This is a genomic window from Candidatus Corynebacterium faecigallinarum (assembly GCF_052264515.1).
GTDB lineage: Bacteria > Actinomycetota > Actinomycetes > Mycobacteriales > Mycobacteriaceae > Corynebacterium > Corynebacterium faecigallinarum.
On sequence record NZ_JBQQOC010000014.1, the window covers coordinates 39,360 to 56,889 of the forward strand.

A 17,530-nucleotide genomic window follows, 5' to 3' on the forward strand; every position below is an offset into this window, starting at 1 on the left:
CTGAGACCGTCCGCCTCAGGCGGCGACCCCATTGCTGCCACCGGTGCCCGGGCCTGCGGCACCGGGGGAGGGGCGCCGCTCGAGCTGCTCTGCGGTGAGCAGTGCATGCCAGGTCCATTCCAGGGACTGCCCGTCGGCGTGAAGCCTGCCGCAGGACTCTGATCCGACCCACTCCGTCCCGCCGGGGCGGGAGCGGTCGGCGTCGGTGTCGGGTCCGCGGGAGTTGGTGGGATCCGGGCGCGGAGCGAGGATCTGGCGGAACAGGGAGTGCACGCTCACCGTCATGTCGCGCAGTGTGCCGTGGAGATGGTCGGTCTCGGTGACTGCGCTGAGAGTGACAAGGTGCAGTGGGGCGGTGGGGGCTGCCGTGCTGACACCCACTTTCGTCAGTGCGCGCCACATGGCGGGGGAGACCCGGTGGCGGGACACGAACACCGTCGCGGTGCCAGCAGGCAGGACGACGGTGGTGGACGGGGCCTGCCAGCCAGGAGTGACCCGGATCCGGGCACGAGGGTGCCGGAGGAGGCCGGCACACCGCTCGGCAGTGCGCCGGATCGAGGCCGGTGGTTTCAGCAGGCTCAGCGGGTGACGGACAGGTGAGTCAGGGGCAGAGGGCCGTGGTGTGGTATTCGACATGTCGAGAACCGTATCGGCCGTGCCGGACACCGAAATATCGAACAGGCGATCGTTCGAACGCCCGTTCGATACAGAGGTGGTTAAGCCAGTTCAGTCGGGGCGATACGTTTCGGGAAGACACGCGGACGGGCGCCCGAGATCTCCTCGACGATACGGATGACCTGGTTGGAGTAGCCGTACTCGTTGTCGTACCAGACGTAGAGCACCAGGTTCTTGCCCTCGGCGATGGTGGCCAGGCCATCGACGATGCCGGCGTGGGTCGAGCCCACGAAGTCGGTCGAGACGATCTCCGGGGACTTGATGTAGTCGATCTGCTGGCGAAGGTCGGAGTGCAGGGCGACGCGGTGCAGGAAGTTGTTGACCTCCTCGCGGTCGGTCTCGGTGTCCAGTGACAGGTTCAGCACCGCCATCGAGACGTCCGGGGTGGGGACGCGGATGGCGTTACCGGTGAGCTTTCCGCCGAGCTCCGGCAGGGCCTTGGCCACGGCCTTGGCTGCACCGGTCTCGGTGAGCACCATGTTCAGGCCGGCAGCACGACCACGACGCGGTCCCTTGTGGAAGTTGTCGATGAGGTTCTGGTCGTTGGTGAACGAGTGCACCGTCTCAACGTGACCGTGGACGATGCCGAAGCGGTCGTTGATGACCTTGAGCACCGGGGTGATTGCATTGGTGGTGCAGGACGCGGCCGACAGCACCCGGTCGGAATCGTCCTCGGTGATGTCCTCGTGGTTGATGCCGTAGACGATGTTGCGGACGTCGCCCTTGCCCGGGGCGGTCAGCAGGACCTTGGCGATGCCGTCGTTGGCGAGGTGCTTGGACAGGCCCTCGCGGTCGCGCCAGCGTCCGGTGTTGTCGACCAGCACGGCGTCGGAGATGCCGTAGGAGCTGTAGTCCACGGTCGAGGGATCACTGGAGTAGATGACCTGGATCGGGGTGCCGTTGGCCCAGATGATGTTCTGCTCGTGGTCGACGGTGATCGTGCCGTCGAAGGCACCGTGTACGGAGTCGCGGCGCAGCAGGCTGGCGCGCTTCTCCAGGTCCTCCTCGCCGTTCTTGCGGACCACGATGGCGCGCAGCCGGGAGCCGCCGAACGCAGCCTCGCGGGCGACGAGGATGCGGGCCAGCAGACGGCCGATGCGTCCGAAACCGTAGAGGACGACATCGGTGGACGGCTTGTCGGTGCGGGTGCCGGTCACCTCGGCGAGCTCACGCTCCAGGTAAGCGCGCAGGTCGAGCGAGGCGTCCTGCTCCTTCTCGTTGTCGAAGCCGGTGGCCAGACGTCCGAGGTCGATCGAGGCGGTGCCCAGGTTCATGTCCACCAGTTCCTGCAGGATCGGCAGGGTGGAGTCCAGAGGTAGCTCCCGGTCGGTGACCAGACGGGCGTAGCGGTGAGATTTGATGATGTCGATGTCGGTGACGTTGATCAGCAGCCGGCCGAAGACGGAGGTCACCACATTGTGCTCCCGGTGCAGCCGGGAGATCAGCGGAAGAATCTGCTGGGCGAGCAGGATGCGCGAGTTCCAGTCGTCCTGGTTGTCGGGGGCCTGAGTAGTCATGTGGATGGGCTTCCTCACGTGATCGTCCGGTCTTACCCCCGGCTCGGGGGTGCTGGCCCCTCAAAGGTAATTCAGATCGGGGTGAGAAGCCTACTTGGCCCCCTGATTGGTGTCCGTGTCGTGCTCCGCCCTCGTCCGTCGCCGGGTCAGCGGGTAGAGCACACTCATCAGGACCAGGAAGATCACTCCAGCCCAGAGGGCGGGATGGTACTGGTCCATCCACACCATCGTGCCGAAGGTCACCAGGATCACCGCGATGGAGAAGAGCTGCCCCAGTGGCCACAGCGGCACCGTGAACGACAAGGTCGCCGGGTCGACGCGGTGCCGGTACCGGCTGGCAAGGTGGGCCAGCAGAATCATGAGCCAGACGAATACCGTGGCGAAGGTCGCCAGTGCCGCGATGTTCTGGAACATCTCAGCGGCGGTGTCGCTGGTCAGTTGCAGCCCGACCCCGATCAGCAGGACCACCAGCATCACTCCCACCGTGGTCACCGGGACCCCGCGGTGGTTCAGCGTCGAGAACAGCTTCGGGGCCATGCCCTGGCGGGCCATGCCGAAGACGACTCGTCCGGCCCCGTAGAGATCCGAGTTGATTGCGGAGAGTGCCGCGGAAACGACCACCACGTTCAGTGCTGCCGCGGCCCAACCGATGCCGAGGTTGCTGAAGATCTGCACGAACGGTGATTCCTCGCCGGTGATCTCCCGCCACGGGATCACCGAGACGATCACCAGGATCGCCAGCACATAGAACAACAGGATGCGCATCGGGACGGTGTTGACCGCCTTGGGGATGGTCTTCTCGTGGTCGGTGGCCTCGCCAGCGGTCACGCCGATGATCTCGGTGCCGCCGAAGGCGAACAGGACCAGGATCAGTGCACTGAACACACCCTCGATCCCGTTGGGGAACAGGCCACCGTCGCCCCACAGGTTGTGGAACCCGGCCGATCCGCCGGTGTCGACGTTGAACAGCAGGATGGCGGCACCGCCCAGGATCATCGCGACCACGGCGGTGACCTTGATCGAGGTGAACCAGAACTCCAGCTCGCCGTACCAGCGGGCGCTGGCCAGGTTGGCCGCGCCGACCACGAGCAAGGCCACGGCGACCCAGACCCAGCCGGGGGTCTCCGGGAACCAGAAGGTCATGTACACCGTGATCGCGGTGAGGTCAGCCAGGCACACGATGATCATCTCGAAGGCGTACATCCACCCGGTGATGTAGCCGGCCCAGCCGCCCAGGTATCGGCGGCAGTACTCTGCGAAGGAGCCGGGTGCCGGGTCGGCGACGGCCATCTCGCCGAGCGCCCGGAGCATGAAGTAGACCACTGCGCCGCCGAGCAGGTAGACGAAGACCACGCCAGGTCCGGCTGCGCTGATCGCGCCGGAGGATCCGTAGAACAGTCCGGTACCGATCGCCGACCCCAGGGCGATGAAGTGGATGTGCCGGTGGGAGAGGGTGCGCTGGAGCTTCCTGACGGGTGCTGGGGATGCCGGGGGCACCGGGGACGCAGATGATTCAGTCACGCGGGTCATCGTAGACCTGGGCCGTTCGAGGATGGGAACCACGTGGGTCACCCGGGGGAACGGTCGTGACATACCACACGGTCCAGCCCGTGGAATCGCTTTTGGACCATCAGGCACGTATGGTGGGCATAATGTCTGAAACTGAGAACGTGACCGGCGACGAGAATATGCCGGAAACCTCCCAGTCGTCAGTACCTCAGGAGAATCTGCACGAGGCCACCACCTCCCCGGCAACGGGGACGTTGGCCCTCGGTGACGTTGTGGGCGCAGAGATTCCCGAGAGCACTGTGGACGGGGACGTCACCGAGAAGAACATCCGAGAAGAGAACACCGACAACAACGGGGCGACCGAGCCTGCCCCCGCCGAGGGTTTTGCCTCGCTGGGTCTCCCGCAGAAGATCCTCGACGCCGTCGCCGGCGTCGGGTTCACCAACCCTTCGCCGATCCAGGCCGCTACCATCCCCACACTGATGGATGGCCGGGACGTCGTCGGACTGGCGCAGACGGGCACCGGTAAGACCGCCGCCTTTGCGCTCCCGGCCCTGGCCAACATCGACCGCTCCCAGCGTACCCCGCAGGTGCTGGTGCTCGCCCCCACCCGCGAGCTCGCACTGCAGGTCGCTGAATCGTTCGGGTCCTTCGCCAAGCAGCTCGGCGGAATCAGCGTCCTGCCGATCTACGGTGGTGCACCCTACGGGGCACAGCTCTCCGGCCTGCGTCGCGGCGCCCACGTCGTCGTCGGCACCCCCGGCCGTGTCATCGACCACCTCGAGAAGGGCAGCCTGGACCTCTCCGGTCTGCGTTTCCTGGTCCTCGACGAGGCCGACGAGATGCTGAACATGGGCTTCCAGGAGGATGTCGAGCGCATCCTCTCCGACACCCCGGAAGACCGTCAGGTCGCACTGTTCTCGGCAACCATGCCGTCGGCCATCCGCCGCCTGTCGAAGCAGTACCTCAACAACGCTGAAGAGGTTACGGTCAAGTCGACCCAGCGTACCGCGGACAACATCACGCAGGACTACCTGTACGTGACCTACCGCAACAAGCTCAACGCGCTGACCCGCATCCTCGAGGTCACCGAGTTCGACGCGATGATTCTCTTCGTGCGGACCAAGAACGACACCGAGGAGGTCGCCGAGAAGCTACGCGAGCGCGGTTTCGACGCTGCCGCGATCAACGGTGACATTCCGCAGAACCAGCGTGAGCGCACCGTCGACCAGCTCAAGGACGGCCGCCTGGACATCCTGGTGGCGACCGACGTCGCCGCCCGTGGTCTGGACGTCGACCGCATCACCCACGTCTTCAACTACGACATCCCGCGTGACACGGAGTCCTACGTGCACCGCATCGGCCGTACCGGCCGTGCAGGTCGTACCGGACGGGCCATCCTGTTCGTCACCCCGCGTGAGGGTCGCCTGCTGAAGAACATCGAGCGGGCCACCAAGTCGAAGCTCAACGAGATCGACCTGCCGCCGGTGTCCGAGGTCAACGAGGCCCGCAAGGCCAAGTTCCACGCTTCGATCACCGAGGCACTCAAGGGCAGGCAGGTCGACACTTTCCGCGAGTTGGTCTCGTCCTACGCCGCCGAGCACGAGGTGGATGCGACCGACATCGCCGCCGCACTTGCTGCGAAGCTGCAGGGCAAGGAGCCCTTCTATATGGAGGAACTGCCGGAGCCGCAGCGTCGTGAGCGTCGTGACCGTGGCGAGCGCGGTGACCGTCGTGATCGCGGCGACCGCGACTTCGACGGCAACGGTGGCGTGTCCCGCCCCTTCAAGGACCGGTTCAACAAGGACGCCCCGACGGTCACCGACCGCAACGGCAACACCCTGGCGGTGTACCGGGTCAACGTCGGCCACCGGCAGCGCGTCCGCCCCGGCGCGATCGTCGGTGCACTGGCCAACGAGGGCAACATGAACTCCCGGGACTTCGGCCGGATCAGCATCTTCTCCGAACACTCCCTGGTGGAGCTCCCGGCGGATCTGCCGCGTGAGGTCTTCGAGTCCCTCGACCAGACCCGCATCTCCGGCAAGCTGATCAACATCGAGCCGGACCCGGGCGCCCCGGCAGGACGTCCTGCCCGTCACCGTCACGACAATGACGGTCGGGACGGCGGTGGCCGTGGCGGCCGTGACCGTCGCGGCGGCCACGGTGGACACGGCCGCGACGGCCGGGACAACCGTGGTGGCCGCGGACGGTCCGACCGTGACCGCAGCGACCGTGACCGCGGTGACCGGGGTGGCCGTGGCAGCCACCGTGGCAACCGTCCGGCACGCAGCGACGACCGCTACGGTCGCCGCGACGGGGACAACTGATCCCTGGGCGATCACCGGGGTGACCCCGGGTGGGTGGGCTGACCGCCCACCGGTGAGCCCTCAGAGGCCGCAGGCATCGCCTGCGGCCTCTTTGTCGTCCCCGGTGATGGTGAGGGAGTAGCGCACGACGACCGAGAGATAGCGTGCGGCGTAGGCGCAGGCCGTCCCGGCCCGCGGCGGCAACCATTCACCCAGCGAGGCATCACTCTTGCGTTGGTTCTGGACGCCGGAGACCGCGAGCAGGTTCAGCTCGCGGTCATTGGCGAACCGGATACGACGCTCCCGCGGCCACTCGTTGGCCCCGTGGTCCCAGGCGACGGCAAGGGGGATGACATGGTCGATCTCCACGTCCTGCGGGACGATCTCCTCACCGGAGTAGACGTCGGTCGCGGTACCGCTGGCTGCCGGACAGGAACCGACGGGACTGTTCCCGTACCCAGACTCGTCATCATTCGCGTGCTCGGTGTCGTGCCCGGCCCCGGGGGAGGGGGCGAAAGTCTCCAGCAGGACGATCTCCCGCGTGCTACACATTCCTGACCCCGCTGGATGCTCGTGGAAGTAGCTGATCCAGCCGCCGAAGTGTTCCCGGGAGTAGCCCAGGACATGCACCCGCCGGTCGACGACGGTGAGGCCCGACAACGCCTGGGCGACCACCGCGGCGTCGTCGGAGCGTCCTACATCGTCGGTTGTGCCGGGCTGCGGGGCGGCGCATCCGGCGGCTCCGGTGAGTACCGCGACAGTGAGTACCGCGACGGCGGCGAACAGGGCGGCTGGGCCGCGCATACGAACGGCCGGCCCGGTGTGTCCTCTCATACTGTGGAGGGACGCACCGGGCCGGCCGTCAGGTTCCCCGGGGGGTGGTGTGCCGGGGTGGTGTGGGAGGTCAGCTAGGAGCTGGAACCCTTGGCACCTTCAGGGTCGACGCCGACCTGGGCGCGGGCGGCATCGACGTCGGCATCCGGGTCGGTTGCCTTCTGGGAGAAGCGAATGGCGAGGTCGAACTCGTCGGTGATCTCCTTCGACGGTGCGGCGGTCATCTTGGTCACGATGATCATCACGATGACGTTGACGATGATGCCCGGGATCATCTCGTAGAGGCCCCACGGCTTGTCCATGACGCCGAACTGCGGCAGACCGCCCCAGATGAAGGCGACGATGGCACCACTCGCCAGGCCCGCGGCGGCACCCTGGGTGTTGAGTTTGCGCCAGTACAGTGCAGCGACGATGACCGGGCCGAAGGAGGCACCGAAGCCGGCCCAGGCGAACTCGACGAGTCCCAGGATCGCGGATTCCGGGTCCAGGGCGACCAGCGCGGCGATCACGGCGACGACGATGACCATCACGCGGGACAGGTTCTTCAGCATCGTGTCCGAGGCGTTTCGGTTGATCATACCGGCGTAGATGTCCTCCACCAGGGCGGAGGAGACGACCAGGAGCTGGGAGGAGATGGTGGACATGATCGCTGCCAGCACCCCGGTGAGGATCAGCCCGGCGACCAGCGGGTGGAACAGCACCGTGGCCATGTCCAGGAAGTTGGTCTCGTAGTTCGCGGTGTCCGAGAAGCTGGCGTCCGGGGTGGCCGCGAAGAAGGCCGGGGCGGAGATCGCGACGAACACGGTGCCGACCAGGCAGAGGAACATCCAGGTCACACCGTAACGACGGCCGGCGGTGGCGTCCGAGGGCTTACGCATGGCCATGTAGCGCACCACGATGTGCGGCTGGCCGACGTAACCGAAGCCCCAGGCCAGGCCGGAGATGATGATGATGAATGTCGCCATCGCCCCGGTGTTGTCGAACTGGAAGAGGTTGAAGAACTGCGAGTTCGGGCCGAGGATGTTCGCGATGTCGCCGTACTCGTTGTCCAGCTGGAAGGTGAAGATGTCGCCCGGCTTGTCCAGCGACAGAATCGCGAACACCGGGACCAGGACCAGAGCCAGGAACATCATCGAACCCTGGACCACGTCGGTGTAGGAGACAGCGAGGAATCCACCGACGAAGGTGTAGAGCACGGTCACCGCACCGATGACGGCCAGGCCGGTGACGTAGTCACCGTTGAAGCTGGACTCGAAGTAGCGGCCGGAGGCCACCATGCCGGAGGAGACGTAGAAGGTGAAGAACACCAGGATGATGATTCCGGCGACCACGCGCAGGGTGTGGCTCTTGTCCCGGAAGCGGTTCTCCAGGAATGACGGCAGGGTGATCGAGTTGTTGGCCACCTCGGTGTAGCTGCGGAGGCGCGGGGCGACCCACTTCCAGCTGCACCAGCAACCGATGACCAGGCCGATGGCGATCCAGAGTTCGGAGAATCCGGACATGAAGATCGCGCCCGGCAGACCCATGATCAGCCAGCCGGACATGTCGGAGGCTCCCGCCGAGAGCGCGGCGACAAACGGGTGGAGACCACGGCCGCCGACCATGTAGTCCTCGTACTTGTCCGTCTTGGCGAAACTCCACAGGCCGATGCCTAGCATGACCAGCAGATAGATCACCATGGCGATGATGAACCAGGTTGATTCACTCACCGGTGCCTCCTAGATGTGTCGTAGTTGATTGTGGTGTTATGTGGCCGCCACTGTGGTGGTACAGCCTGGAGCGTCTCCGGGAGGGTTCCCGGAGACGCGCTCATTAGAAGCGTGTCATGGTCTGGCCCTCAATGCCAGCCAATTCGCGAAACTCCATCATATGATTCCCGGTCAATTGCCAGGTAATTGACGAAAATGGGAGTTTTTTACATTCGCGTGAACTCCTTGGTGTGATGCCATGATCGTCCGGTTGCGGTTGCGGTTGCGGTTGCGGTTGCGGTTGCGGTTGTGGGCGGGACTGGGGTGGGGTCCGACGGCTGTCGCGGGGTTGTCTGACATCTTTCGTGTCCGGGCGGCGTGGTACACAAGGGGAGTGACTGAACACCGCCTGCATCTGCTGTGGCTCGCTGGCCGGGGACTGAATCTCTGGGTCGAGCGGGTGGAGGGGCATGTCGCGGTGACCGGGCCAGCCGAGGTGCGCGCCGGCGATCTGCCGCAGGTGCTGCAGAACTTGGTGTTGTCTCGGCCGTTGCGGCGCCGGGGTCAGGTTCAGGTGGCGACCCCCAAGGGCCGGGTCAAGTCACTGGATCTGCCGACCCAGGCCTATACCCCGGAGCAGGCTCTGGTGGTTCTGGGCCGCCTGTCACACCACCTGCGGCAGGCAGCGGGAGTCGGTGACGGGGACGGTGCGGCGTCTGTCGACGGGCTGAGTCCCGAGGCTGTGTGGTTGGTGCGCTACTACGACCTGCTCGTCGACATCGTCCACGCCGGCAGGGTGATGGTGAAAGCTCAGTTCAGCGACGGGCAGTGGTACCCGTCCTGGTGCGTGGCCTCCAGTGGTGATCACAACCGGGTGCTGCAGGAGTTCCGGGCCTCGGCACCGGCGGTGCTCACCCTCAACGGCGGGCCGGACATGATGCGTCGGGCAGCCGACGACCTCGTGCACTGGATGTGTGTGCACCTGCTCCAGGACAGGCTGACTGGTGAGGACGCCGACCCGGACAACCACTTCATCGCCTCCCTGGTTTCGGGTGAGGCTGATCACCGTGCCACCGCGGGCATCGCCGATGCACTCAATGCCTGGCGTATGTCGGCCCGGGAAGCGGCGACGAAGGTGGTGTTCTCGCTCGAGGAGCCGGACTCGTTGGCATCCTCCGTCGGTCCCGACCGCGACCGGGCCACAGAAGCCCGGACGCCGCGCTGGCGGCTGGTGGTGCGGCTGTCCACCGACGATGCACCGGCAGAGGCGGTCGTCGCCGCCGAAGCCACCCCGCAGGTTCGTCAGGCGCTGCGCTCCCACCTCAACCTCGCCTACCAGGCGTGGCCGGAGCTCCGCGACATGGCGTCAGCCCCGGAGGCGTGGCTGCGTACCAATGTGTGGTTCCCTCCGCCGGAGACTCTGACCGGACGGGCGGAGAAGGACCGGGTGGTCTACCTCGCTCTCAGCGACGAGGACATGGAGAATCTCCTGGCCCACGGTGTGCCGGCCCTGCAGTCCACCGGCATCGACATCCAGGTGCCCCGCGGGTGGTCGACACTGCGTCCCGCCGTGAAGGTGAGGGTTGCCCCGGTCGGCCAGGGGCCCGGGTCCGGGCACATGGGCATGGACCAGATCCTGTCCTTCGACTGGGCGGTGTCGGTGGACGGCGAGGAACTCTCCGGCCCGGAGATGGTTGACCTGCTGAGTACGGCGAAGACCGTCGTGGAACTGCACGGGCGGTACGTCCGACTCGACACCCGCTCCCTCGGGGTGGCGCGCAGCTACTTCACCCGCCTGCGCGCCGCCGAGCGCGAGCGGCAGCGAGCCCGGACATGGGCTGTCACCGGCGAGGAGGGTGAGGACGGTCAGGACGGATTCAGTGGTTCGGCGGACGCCGGTGGTCACCTGCGACTGGTGGATTTCCTGGAGTCGGAGTCGGAGGCCGCCGCCGAACGGCAACCGGTGTACGCCGGCGACCTGACCATCGAGGCAGACGGTTGGGTGGACCGGGTCATCCGGGCGGTGACCCCTGTCCACGAGGCCACGGGCGCTGGCACCGATGACGATGGCGACGACGCCGACGACGGCGCGTCGGGTGCCCGCGTCATGGCGCCGGTCATCGACCCGCCGGAGGAGGTGGACGTCCCACAGATGGTCACCACCGAGCTGCGGGACCATCAGCGCCGCGGGCTCAACTGGCTGGTGTGGATGTACCGCCACCGTCTCGGCGCGATCCTCGCTGACGACATGGGACTGGGCAAGACCCTGCAGGTGCTGGCGCTGCTGGCCTGGGAACGGGAGGCAGGGGAGTGCGACGGTCCGACCCTGGTGGTCGCCCCGACCTCGGTGCTGGAGACCTGGCGAACCGAGGCCGCGGCGCATGTCCCGGATCTGTCGGTGCTCATCGACCACGGACACCGTAAGACGACCGACGAGGAGTTTCCCACGGCGGCGACAGCTGCGGACGTCGTCGTGACGTCCTACGGGACCCTGGCGCGCAATGCGGCGCGCTACCGGCAGTTGCGGTGGGGCCGGGTGGTGCTCGACGAGGCACAGAACATCAAGAACCCCAACACGTCCCAGAGTCAGGCGGCGCGCACCCTGCCTGCGGGGCACCGGCTCGCGCTGACCGGTACTCCGGTGGAGAACCGCCTGTCCGAACTGCACTCGATCATGGATTTCTGCAATCCCGGCATCCTCGGCAGTGCCGCGTCCTTCCAGCACCGACTCGCCGTCCCGGTGGAGCGTCACGACGATGCCGACGCCATGGACCGGCTCCGTCGCCTGGTGGAGCCGTTCTACCTGCGGCGGGTGAAGACCGATGCCGCGGTGGGGCTCAACCTCCCCGAGAAGACGGAACTGATCGACCTGGTGCCACTGACCGAGGAACAGGCCGCGCTGTACCAGGCCTACACCGCGGACCTCAATGCCCGTATCGAACAGGCCAGGGGCCGGGGACGCAGCGGCATCATCCTGGGCGCACTGATCCGCTTCAAGCAGATATGCAATCATCCGGCGCACTTCATCGGGGACGGCTCCGGCCTGCTGCAGAACGGTCGCCACCGGTCGAAGAAGGTCGAGCGGCTGAGTGAGATCGTCACCCAGGCGCGCCGGGACGACCGGAAGGTACTGGTGTTCACCCAGTTCCCGAGTTTCGGGGTGATGCTGGCACCTCACCTCGCCGACCTTGTCGGCACCGAGGTGCCGATGCTGCACGGTGGGTTGACCAGGCGTCAGCGCACCGAGATGGTCGATGCCTTCCAGACCGACGACGGTCCACCGGTGATGATCCTGTCGACCCGGGCTGGCGGCACCGGCATCACCCTGACCCACGCCAGTGTGGTGGTGCACGTCGACCGCTGGTGGAACCCGGCGGTCGAGGACCAGGCGACCGACCGTGCCTACCGCATCGGCCAGGGGCGCGAGGTCACCGTCCACAAGCTGGTCACCACCGGTACGATCGACGAGAGGATCAATGACATTCTCAGCGCCAAGCGGGAACTCGCCGGTGACATCGTGACCGCCGGAGAAGGCTGGATTACCCGCCTGGGCGACAAGGAACTGGCAGAACTGTGGACGCTGAACAAGTCGTCGGTGGACCGCGGCTCGTCCGCGGCCTATCGGGCGGCACCGGTGGGGACGGAAGGAGGGAGGCACGGTGAGTGACCGACGCAATGAGCGGTGCACAGCGTCACGGCTCGGCACCCCGCAGCCACAGTGGGGGGACAATGTCATCTCCGCGGATTTCAGCCGGGGACGGAAAGGCACCCGCTACTCGTCGACGGTGCCGTCGAGGACGCCCGAGCGCTCCGCCGAGCTTCCCCAGGACAGTGACCTGTCGAAGGACAGTTGGTCGTCGACGATGGTCATGCGCACGGTGACCTCGTTGACGGACTCCGGACGGCTGAGTCGGGGTCGGACGGTGTTCCGTTCCAAGTCACTGCTGCAGTTCGACGCCGAGCTCGGCAGGGTCAACGGACTGGTGCAGGGGACCCAGATCGAACCATTCGAGGTGCAGGTGAGGTGGCGGCCGCTGTCGCCGCGCCAGATCGACTACATCATCGGTGAGTTGGACGACCACCCGGAGAACCTGCGTCTACTGCTGGCCGGGAGTCGGCCGTCGACCGAGGTGTCTGCGGTGTTGTTCAGTGTGGACCAGTACATCGACTCGTGGTGCACCTGCCCGGACCACGGGGTGTTCTGCAAGCATCGGGTGTGCCTCTGTTACGCCCTGGCGGCGCAGTTCAGTGCGGACCCGCTGGCGTTCCTGTCCTGGCGGGGGTTCGACCCTGAGGTGTTGCTCGACCGGATGCGACGTGGGGCGGGGTCGCAGGGAGGACGTCGGAAGTCGGACAGTGACGGTGCTGGCGGTGCTGGCGGTGATGCCGGGGGTGATGTCGGGCCCGACGGTGGCACCGGTGGGGGCACTGGGCCCGACGGTGGCACCCCGGGCACCCCGGACAGTCCTGTACGTCCAGGAGTTGCAGACACTGAGAATACTGAGAATGATGAGTCCCCGGACGATGCGGAGCGGTATACGCCGGAGGAGTTCTGGGGCGATGTGACCGTGGTGCCGCAGTGGGACGATTTCGAGGTCCAGTACGGGCTGGAACTCGGCGATCTGGATCTGCGAACGCAGGCGATCCGGCGTTTCAGCTGGAATAACGTCGACCAGCTGCGTGTGCTGCACAGTCTGGGACAGTGCTACGACGCGCTCACCGATCCACCCCCTCACCCTGAGGAATCAGAACAGAAGTTCGAACGTGAACCGTGGCTGTCCGGGACGACTGATAGGAATGGTGACCATGACTGACACCACCACACTCAGCCACACGCCGGAGCCCGGCACCTTCCGGTTCCTGCACACCTCCGACTGGCAGCTCGGCATGGACCGCTGGTTCCTCGGCGAGGAGGCCAGCCCCCGCTACCGGGAGGCCCGGCTCCGCGTCATCGAGACCCTGCTGGAGATCGCACAGGAGCGTGGCTGTGCCGCTGTGGTGGTTGCTGGGGACGTCTTCGACGACAACCTCGTCGACCGGGTGACCTGGCGCAGAGCAGTCGACATCCTGCGGGGCTCCCCGGTTCCGGTGTTCCTGCTGCCCGGCAACCATGACCCCTATGACGCGGCCAGCGTGTACCGCTCACCGGAGTTCCGGGCTCTCGCACCCACGGTGCAGGTTCTGTCGGACTCGACACCGCACCGGGTCACAGGGGAGCAGGGCCCGGACGCCGACATCGTCGGCGCCCCACTGCTGTCGAAGTACATGAGCGTCGACCCGGTAGCCACGGTGCTCGCCGAACTCCGGGCAGAGGACAGCGCAGAGGACAGCGCAGAGGGCAACACAGAGGACAACGGGGAGAAAGCACGGGCCGCGGTGCGCGTCGTCGTCGGTCACGGTGCCACCGAGTCGCGGGAATCCGGGGCCGACCCGTCAATCATCGACGTTGACGGGGCGGCACAGGCCTGCGCCGAGAGTGTCGTGGATGTCGTCGCCCTCGGCGACACCCACTCGGTGGTCAACCTGCACCCCTCCGGAACCGTTTGGTACTCGGGAAGCCCGGAGGTGACCGACTTCCGGGAGCAGCACGGTGGCGGCGAGCATCGCTCGGGATTCGTCCTGATCACGGACGTCACACCGGCTGAGGCAGGCCCCAGCACCGTGGAGGTCGAGGAGGTCGCCACCGGACAGTGGCGTTTCCTGGCCCTGGCGGCGGAGATCACCGGGCCGGAGGACCTGGATACCTGGCTGGACAGGCTCGAAGGGTTGCCTGACAAGCGCACCACGGTGGTCAAGTACGCCCTGAGCGGCTCGGTGGACCTGGCGACCTCAGCGCGTCTCGATGAGGAGATGGAGCGTCTCGTCCCGTCCTTCGCCGCGCTGTACCCGCGGGAACGGCTGATGGACCTGCATGTCATCCCCGGAGACGAGGAACTCGCCGGGGCCGACTGGCCCGGGGTCATCGGCGTGGCTGCCACCGAGCTGTCCGAGGCCGCCGTTGAGGGAGATGCCGCGTCCCGCGATGCACTGAGACTGTTGTACCGGCTGAGCCCGACGACTGCCGTCGCCACCGGGCAGGGGGGAGTAGTCCGACCATGCTGAAGATCACCTCACTGACACTCGACCACGTCGCAGGAGTCACCCACGCCACCGTCACCGTGCCCGAGAAGGGGGTCATGGTGGTGCACGGGCCTAATGAGCGAGGCAAGTCGACCGTCCTTAAGGCACTGCGTCTGCTGTTGTCGGACACCCTGTTCAGTAGCGGCAAGCGGGAGGTCCGAGAACTCAAGGACGTCTCCGCCGACGAACCTCCGACAATCACCGCCGAACTGACGGTGGGAGAACACGAGCTCCGCATCACCAAGGCCTACAAGCAGGGCAGTGGACGCTGCGAGCTGACCGTCACCGCACCGCGCACCGAGAACCTCACCGGCAGGGAGGCATCCGACCGGTTCGCCGAGATCCTGGCGCAGGAGGTGGACGCGGACCTGTTGGACGCCCTGACCATCGAGCAGGGCAAGAGCATGGAGATGCTGGTCGCTGCGGGTCTGGGGCCCCTGGAACAGGCACTGGTGGCTGCGCCCGGAGCAGATGGCGACCAGGACAGCCCCCGGTCTGGTGAGGCTGGCGCTGTGTCGTCTGTGGCCTCTGTGTCCTCCGCGGCATCCGCGGCAGACACCACCTCACTGATCGACCGCATAGAGAAGGAGCGGAAGCGGTACTTCACCCCGACCGGTCGACCGACCGGGGAACTCGATGCTGCGCAGAAGGCGGTGACCGCCGCTCAGGCCGAGCACGATGAGGCTGACGTCCGCTACGGCCAGGCCCAGGGGCTGATCGAGGAACTCGGCCGGCTGCGCGCTGACAGGGATGACATCATGCGCCAGCAGCCCGAGGCCGAGGCATCCGCGGAGAAGGCCGAGGCGGAACTGACGGCTGGCCGAGAGGAACATGCCGTGCTGGAACGTCACCGTGCGGCGGTCGCCCAGGCCACCGACGTTCTCGAGGTGGCGGAGCAGCGGCAACAGGTCCGCTCCGAGAAGAGTGCCGAACTCGACGTCGCCACCGAGGCGGTGACCACTGCTGCGCAGCAGGTTGAGGAGGCCACGGAAGCGGCGACGCTGGAGAAGCAGCAGGAGTCCGAGGTCCGAGCGAAGTGGGAGCAGGCGCGGCGGACCACGGCGGTCGCCACGGCCTACGTCAATTACCTTGCCGCAGTGCGGGACAACGTCCGGGTGCGGCAGTCGTGCGAGGACCTCGCGACACAGCAGAAGGCGGCGGCGGAAATCTCCGAGCGACTCGGAGCCGCCGAGACCACCGTGTCGGAGAACCCGGTGACTCTGGACACCGTGGCAGAGCTGCACCGTCTGGCGGCCGACCGTCGCCGTGCCGATGGAGTGCGGGACGCTGCCGCGACCACCGTGCAGATCAGTGGGCCGGGCGGTGGCCGCATCACCGTCGACGGCGAGACCACGGAGCTGGACACCGACGGGCTCACCGTCGGCGTCACCGCCCGCCGCGAGTTCGGTGTCGGGGACTACCGGGTCAGCGTGACCCCGGCGCTGGACCTGAAGGACATCGACGATGATGTCGCCCGTGCGCAGGCCGCCCTGGCCCGGGCACTGGCGGACCTCGGGGTGGGTTCCATCGAGGACGCCGAGACGCTGGCGGAGAGCCGTCGGGTCGCCGTGGAAACGGTGACTGAGCTGCGGCTGGAACTCGGCACGGCCACCGGTGGACTGTCGGTGACAGAGCTGGAGGCGAAGGCCCAGCAGCTGGAGACTGAGGTCGTGGACACCGCCGCGTCCATTGATGCGGCACGGGAGTCCGTCCTGGCCGCAGACCCGGACTCGACGGTCGATGAGCAACTGCTGCCGGGCCTTGGTGCACTCCGGGCCGGGGGAACAGGTGCCGACGCTGTCGCGGACGGTGACAGTAATGCTGACGCTGACACCGTGGACCTCGCCAAGGTTCGTCGGGTGGTCGTGGACTCCGACAAGCAGGCCGACCGGTTGCGTGAGGACCTCGACAACATCGTCAAGGCCGGCGCAGTCTTCCGGCTGGCCAGCCGGGAAGCTGATCTGGAACGGGAGACCGAACGCCGGGAACGCCTGGACAAGGCACTGACCCAGGCGCGCTCGGAGATCAGCGATGAAGACCTGCAGCAGGCGGTGGACACCGCCCGCACCAGCCTCGACACCGCCCGAACCGCATTGCAGGACGCCATCGCCGAACTCGGTGAGGGCGCAGGCGGTGAGTCGGGGCTGGTCGACCTCGAGGTCCTGGAAGGCCTCGCCGCCGGTGCGACGACGCGGGTCGAGCGGCTCCGGGAGCGTGCCGAGGCGATCGGTCACGAGATCTCCCGGGCCAATGGTGCACTCGGTGAGCACGCCGGAGTCGCCGAACGACGTGAGGAAGCGTCCACCAACTTGGAGCGGGTGAGCCGTCAGCTCCGCAGCGTCCAGGAACGCGCCACCGCTGCCGACCTGCTCTACACCACGGTCGAAGCGGCACGTGCCGATGCGAGACAGCGCTACGAGGCGCCGTTCCGGGCGTCCTTCGAGAAGCTGGCCCGCACCCTCTACGGGCGCTGGGTCGAGTTCGAGTTCAACGAGGACCTCACCGTAGCCCGCCGCATCCTCGACGGGACATCCCTGGCGACCTCCCAGTTGTCCGGTGGGGCGCAGGAACAGATCGCGGTGCTCAGCAGGCTGGCCGTCGCCGACATTATCGGCGGAGGGGAGGCGGTCCCGATCGTCATCGACGACGCCCTCGGCTTCTCCGACGCCGGACGTGCCCAGCGAATGAATCTGGTGCTCGCACAGCTGGCGGCCTACCACCAGATCATCGTTCTGACCTGTGACCCCTCCCGCTTCGACAGCGTGCCCGGGGCATTTGCGGTCTCGATGGACAGCCTCCGCGCCGCAGCGTAGCCGCGGCTGCTCGGCGGACCCAGGAAACAAGAAAATCCCCACGTCACAGACGTGGGGATGATCGGAAG

At 66.8% G+C, this 17,530-nt stretch carries 10 protein-coding genes; 5 read left to right on the plus strand and 5 right to left on the minus strand.

Translation table 11 applies throughout. The features are described from left to right. Positions 1-15: 15 nt before the first annotated feature. The 3 genes from ACTXPP_RS08860 to ACTXPP_RS08870 form a co-directional block, all read right to left on the minus strand. Positions 16-636, minus strand: a complete 621-nt coding sequence (locus tag ACTXPP_RS08860; RefSeq protein ID WP_301496658.1) for a hypothetical protein — start codon at positions 634-636, stop codon at positions 16-18. 80 nt (positions 637-716) lie between these two features. Then, positions 717-2,192, minus strand: coding sequence for a glyceraldehyde-3-phosphate dehydrogenase (locus ACTXPP_RS08865; protein ID WP_443341826.1), 1,476 nt, complete (start codon positions 2,190-2,192; stop codon positions 717-719). A 90-nt stretch (positions 2,193-2,282) separates the two neighbouring features. Continuing rightward, positions 2,283-3,722 carry an amino acid permease gene (locus ACTXPP_RS08870; protein WP_443341828.1) on the minus strand — a complete coding sequence of 480 codons (1,440 nt, stop codon included), beginning with the start codon at positions 3,720-3,722 and terminating at the stop codon, positions 2,283-2,285. 122 nt (positions 3,723-3,844) lie between these two features. On the opposite strand from ACTXPP_RS08870, the gene ACTXPP_RS08875 reads away from it, so the two are divergent. Beyond that, on the plus strand, positions 3,845-6,028 hold the full coding sequence (locus ACTXPP_RS08875; protein WP_443341829.1) for a DEAD/DEAH box helicase: 2,184 nt from the start codon (positions 3,845-3,847) through the stop codon (positions 6,026-6,028). Between the two features lie 60 nt (positions 6,029-6,088). Here ACTXPP_RS08875 and ACTXPP_RS08880 read toward each other — a convergent pair whose 3' ends face one another. Both ACTXPP_RS08880 and putP read right to left on the minus strand, forming a co-directional pair. Continuing rightward, complete coding sequence (locus ACTXPP_RS08880; RefSeq protein WP_443341831.1) at positions 6,089-6,811, minus strand: HNH endonuclease family protein; 723 nt, start codon at positions 6,809-6,811, stop codon at positions 6,089-6,091. 104 nt (positions 6,812-6,915) lie between these two features. Then, positions 6,916-8,550 (minus strand): sodium/proline symporter PutP, encoded by a 1,635-nt coding sequence (gene putP, locus ACTXPP_RS08885; RefSeq protein WP_301520603.1) that lies wholly within the window; start codon positions 8,548-8,550, stop codon positions 6,916-6,918. Positions 8,551-8,923: 373 nt separating this feature from the next. Between putP and ACTXPP_RS08890 the strand changes: the two genes are divergently transcribed. Genes ACTXPP_RS08890 through ACTXPP_RS08905 form a run of 4 tightly spaced genes read left to right on the plus strand, consistent with a single transcriptional unit; the run spans position 8,924 to position 17,462 of the window. After that, positions 8,924-12,196, plus strand: coding sequence for a DEAD/DEAH box helicase (locus tag ACTXPP_RS08890; protein ID WP_301497521.1), 3,273 nt, complete (start codon positions 8,924-8,926; stop codon positions 12,194-12,196). Next, positions 12,189-13,343 (plus strand): hypothetical protein, encoded by a 1,155-nt coding sequence (locus tag ACTXPP_RS08895; protein ID WP_301497523.1) that lies wholly within the window; start codon positions 12,189-12,191, stop codon positions 13,341-13,343. The genes ACTXPP_RS08890 and ACTXPP_RS08895 overlap by 8 nt, the downstream gene beginning before the upstream one ends. After that, positions 13,336-14,631, plus strand: a complete 1,296-nt coding sequence (locus ACTXPP_RS08900; protein WP_301497525.1) for a metallophosphoesterase family protein — start codon at positions 13,336-13,338, stop codon at positions 14,629-14,631. Before ACTXPP_RS08895 ends, ACTXPP_RS08900 begins: the two co-directional genes overlap by 8 nt. Beyond that, positions 14,625-17,462, plus strand: a complete 2,838-nt coding sequence (locus tag ACTXPP_RS08905; RefSeq protein WP_301520968.1) for an AAA family ATPase — start codon at positions 14,625-14,627, stop codon at positions 17,460-17,462. The genes ACTXPP_RS08900 and ACTXPP_RS08905 overlap by 7 nt, the downstream gene beginning before the upstream one ends. Positions 17,463-17,530 lie beyond the last annotated feature (68 nt).

Coding starts and splice junctions, on each gene's coding strand:
- ACTXPP_RS08860 (WP_301496658.1), bottom strand. CDS start 636: ATGTCGAATACCACACCACGGCCCTCTGCCCCTGACTCACCTGTCCGT.
- ACTXPP_RS08905 (WP_301520968.1), top strand. CDS start 14,625: ATGCTGAAGATCACCTCACTGACACTCGACCACGTCGCAGGAGTCACC.
- ACTXPP_RS08865 (WP_443341826.1), bottom strand. CDS start 2,192: ATGACTACTCAGGCCCCCGACAACCAGGACGACTGGAACTCGCGCATC.
- ACTXPP_RS08870 (WP_443341828.1), bottom strand. CDS start 3,722: ATGACCCGCGTGACTGAATCATCTGCGTCCCCGGTGCCCCCGGCATCC.
- ACTXPP_RS08875 (WP_443341829.1), top strand. CDS start 3,845: ATGTCTGAAACTGAGAACGTGACCGGCGACGAGAATATGCCGGAAACC.
- ACTXPP_RS08880 (WP_443341831.1), bottom strand. CDS start 6,811: ATGCGCGGCCCAGCCGCCCTGTTCGCCGCCGTCGCGGTACTCACTGTC.
- ACTXPP_RS08900 (WP_301497525.1), top strand. CDS start 13,336: ATGACTGACACCACCACACTCAGCCACACGCCGGAGCCCGGCACCTTC.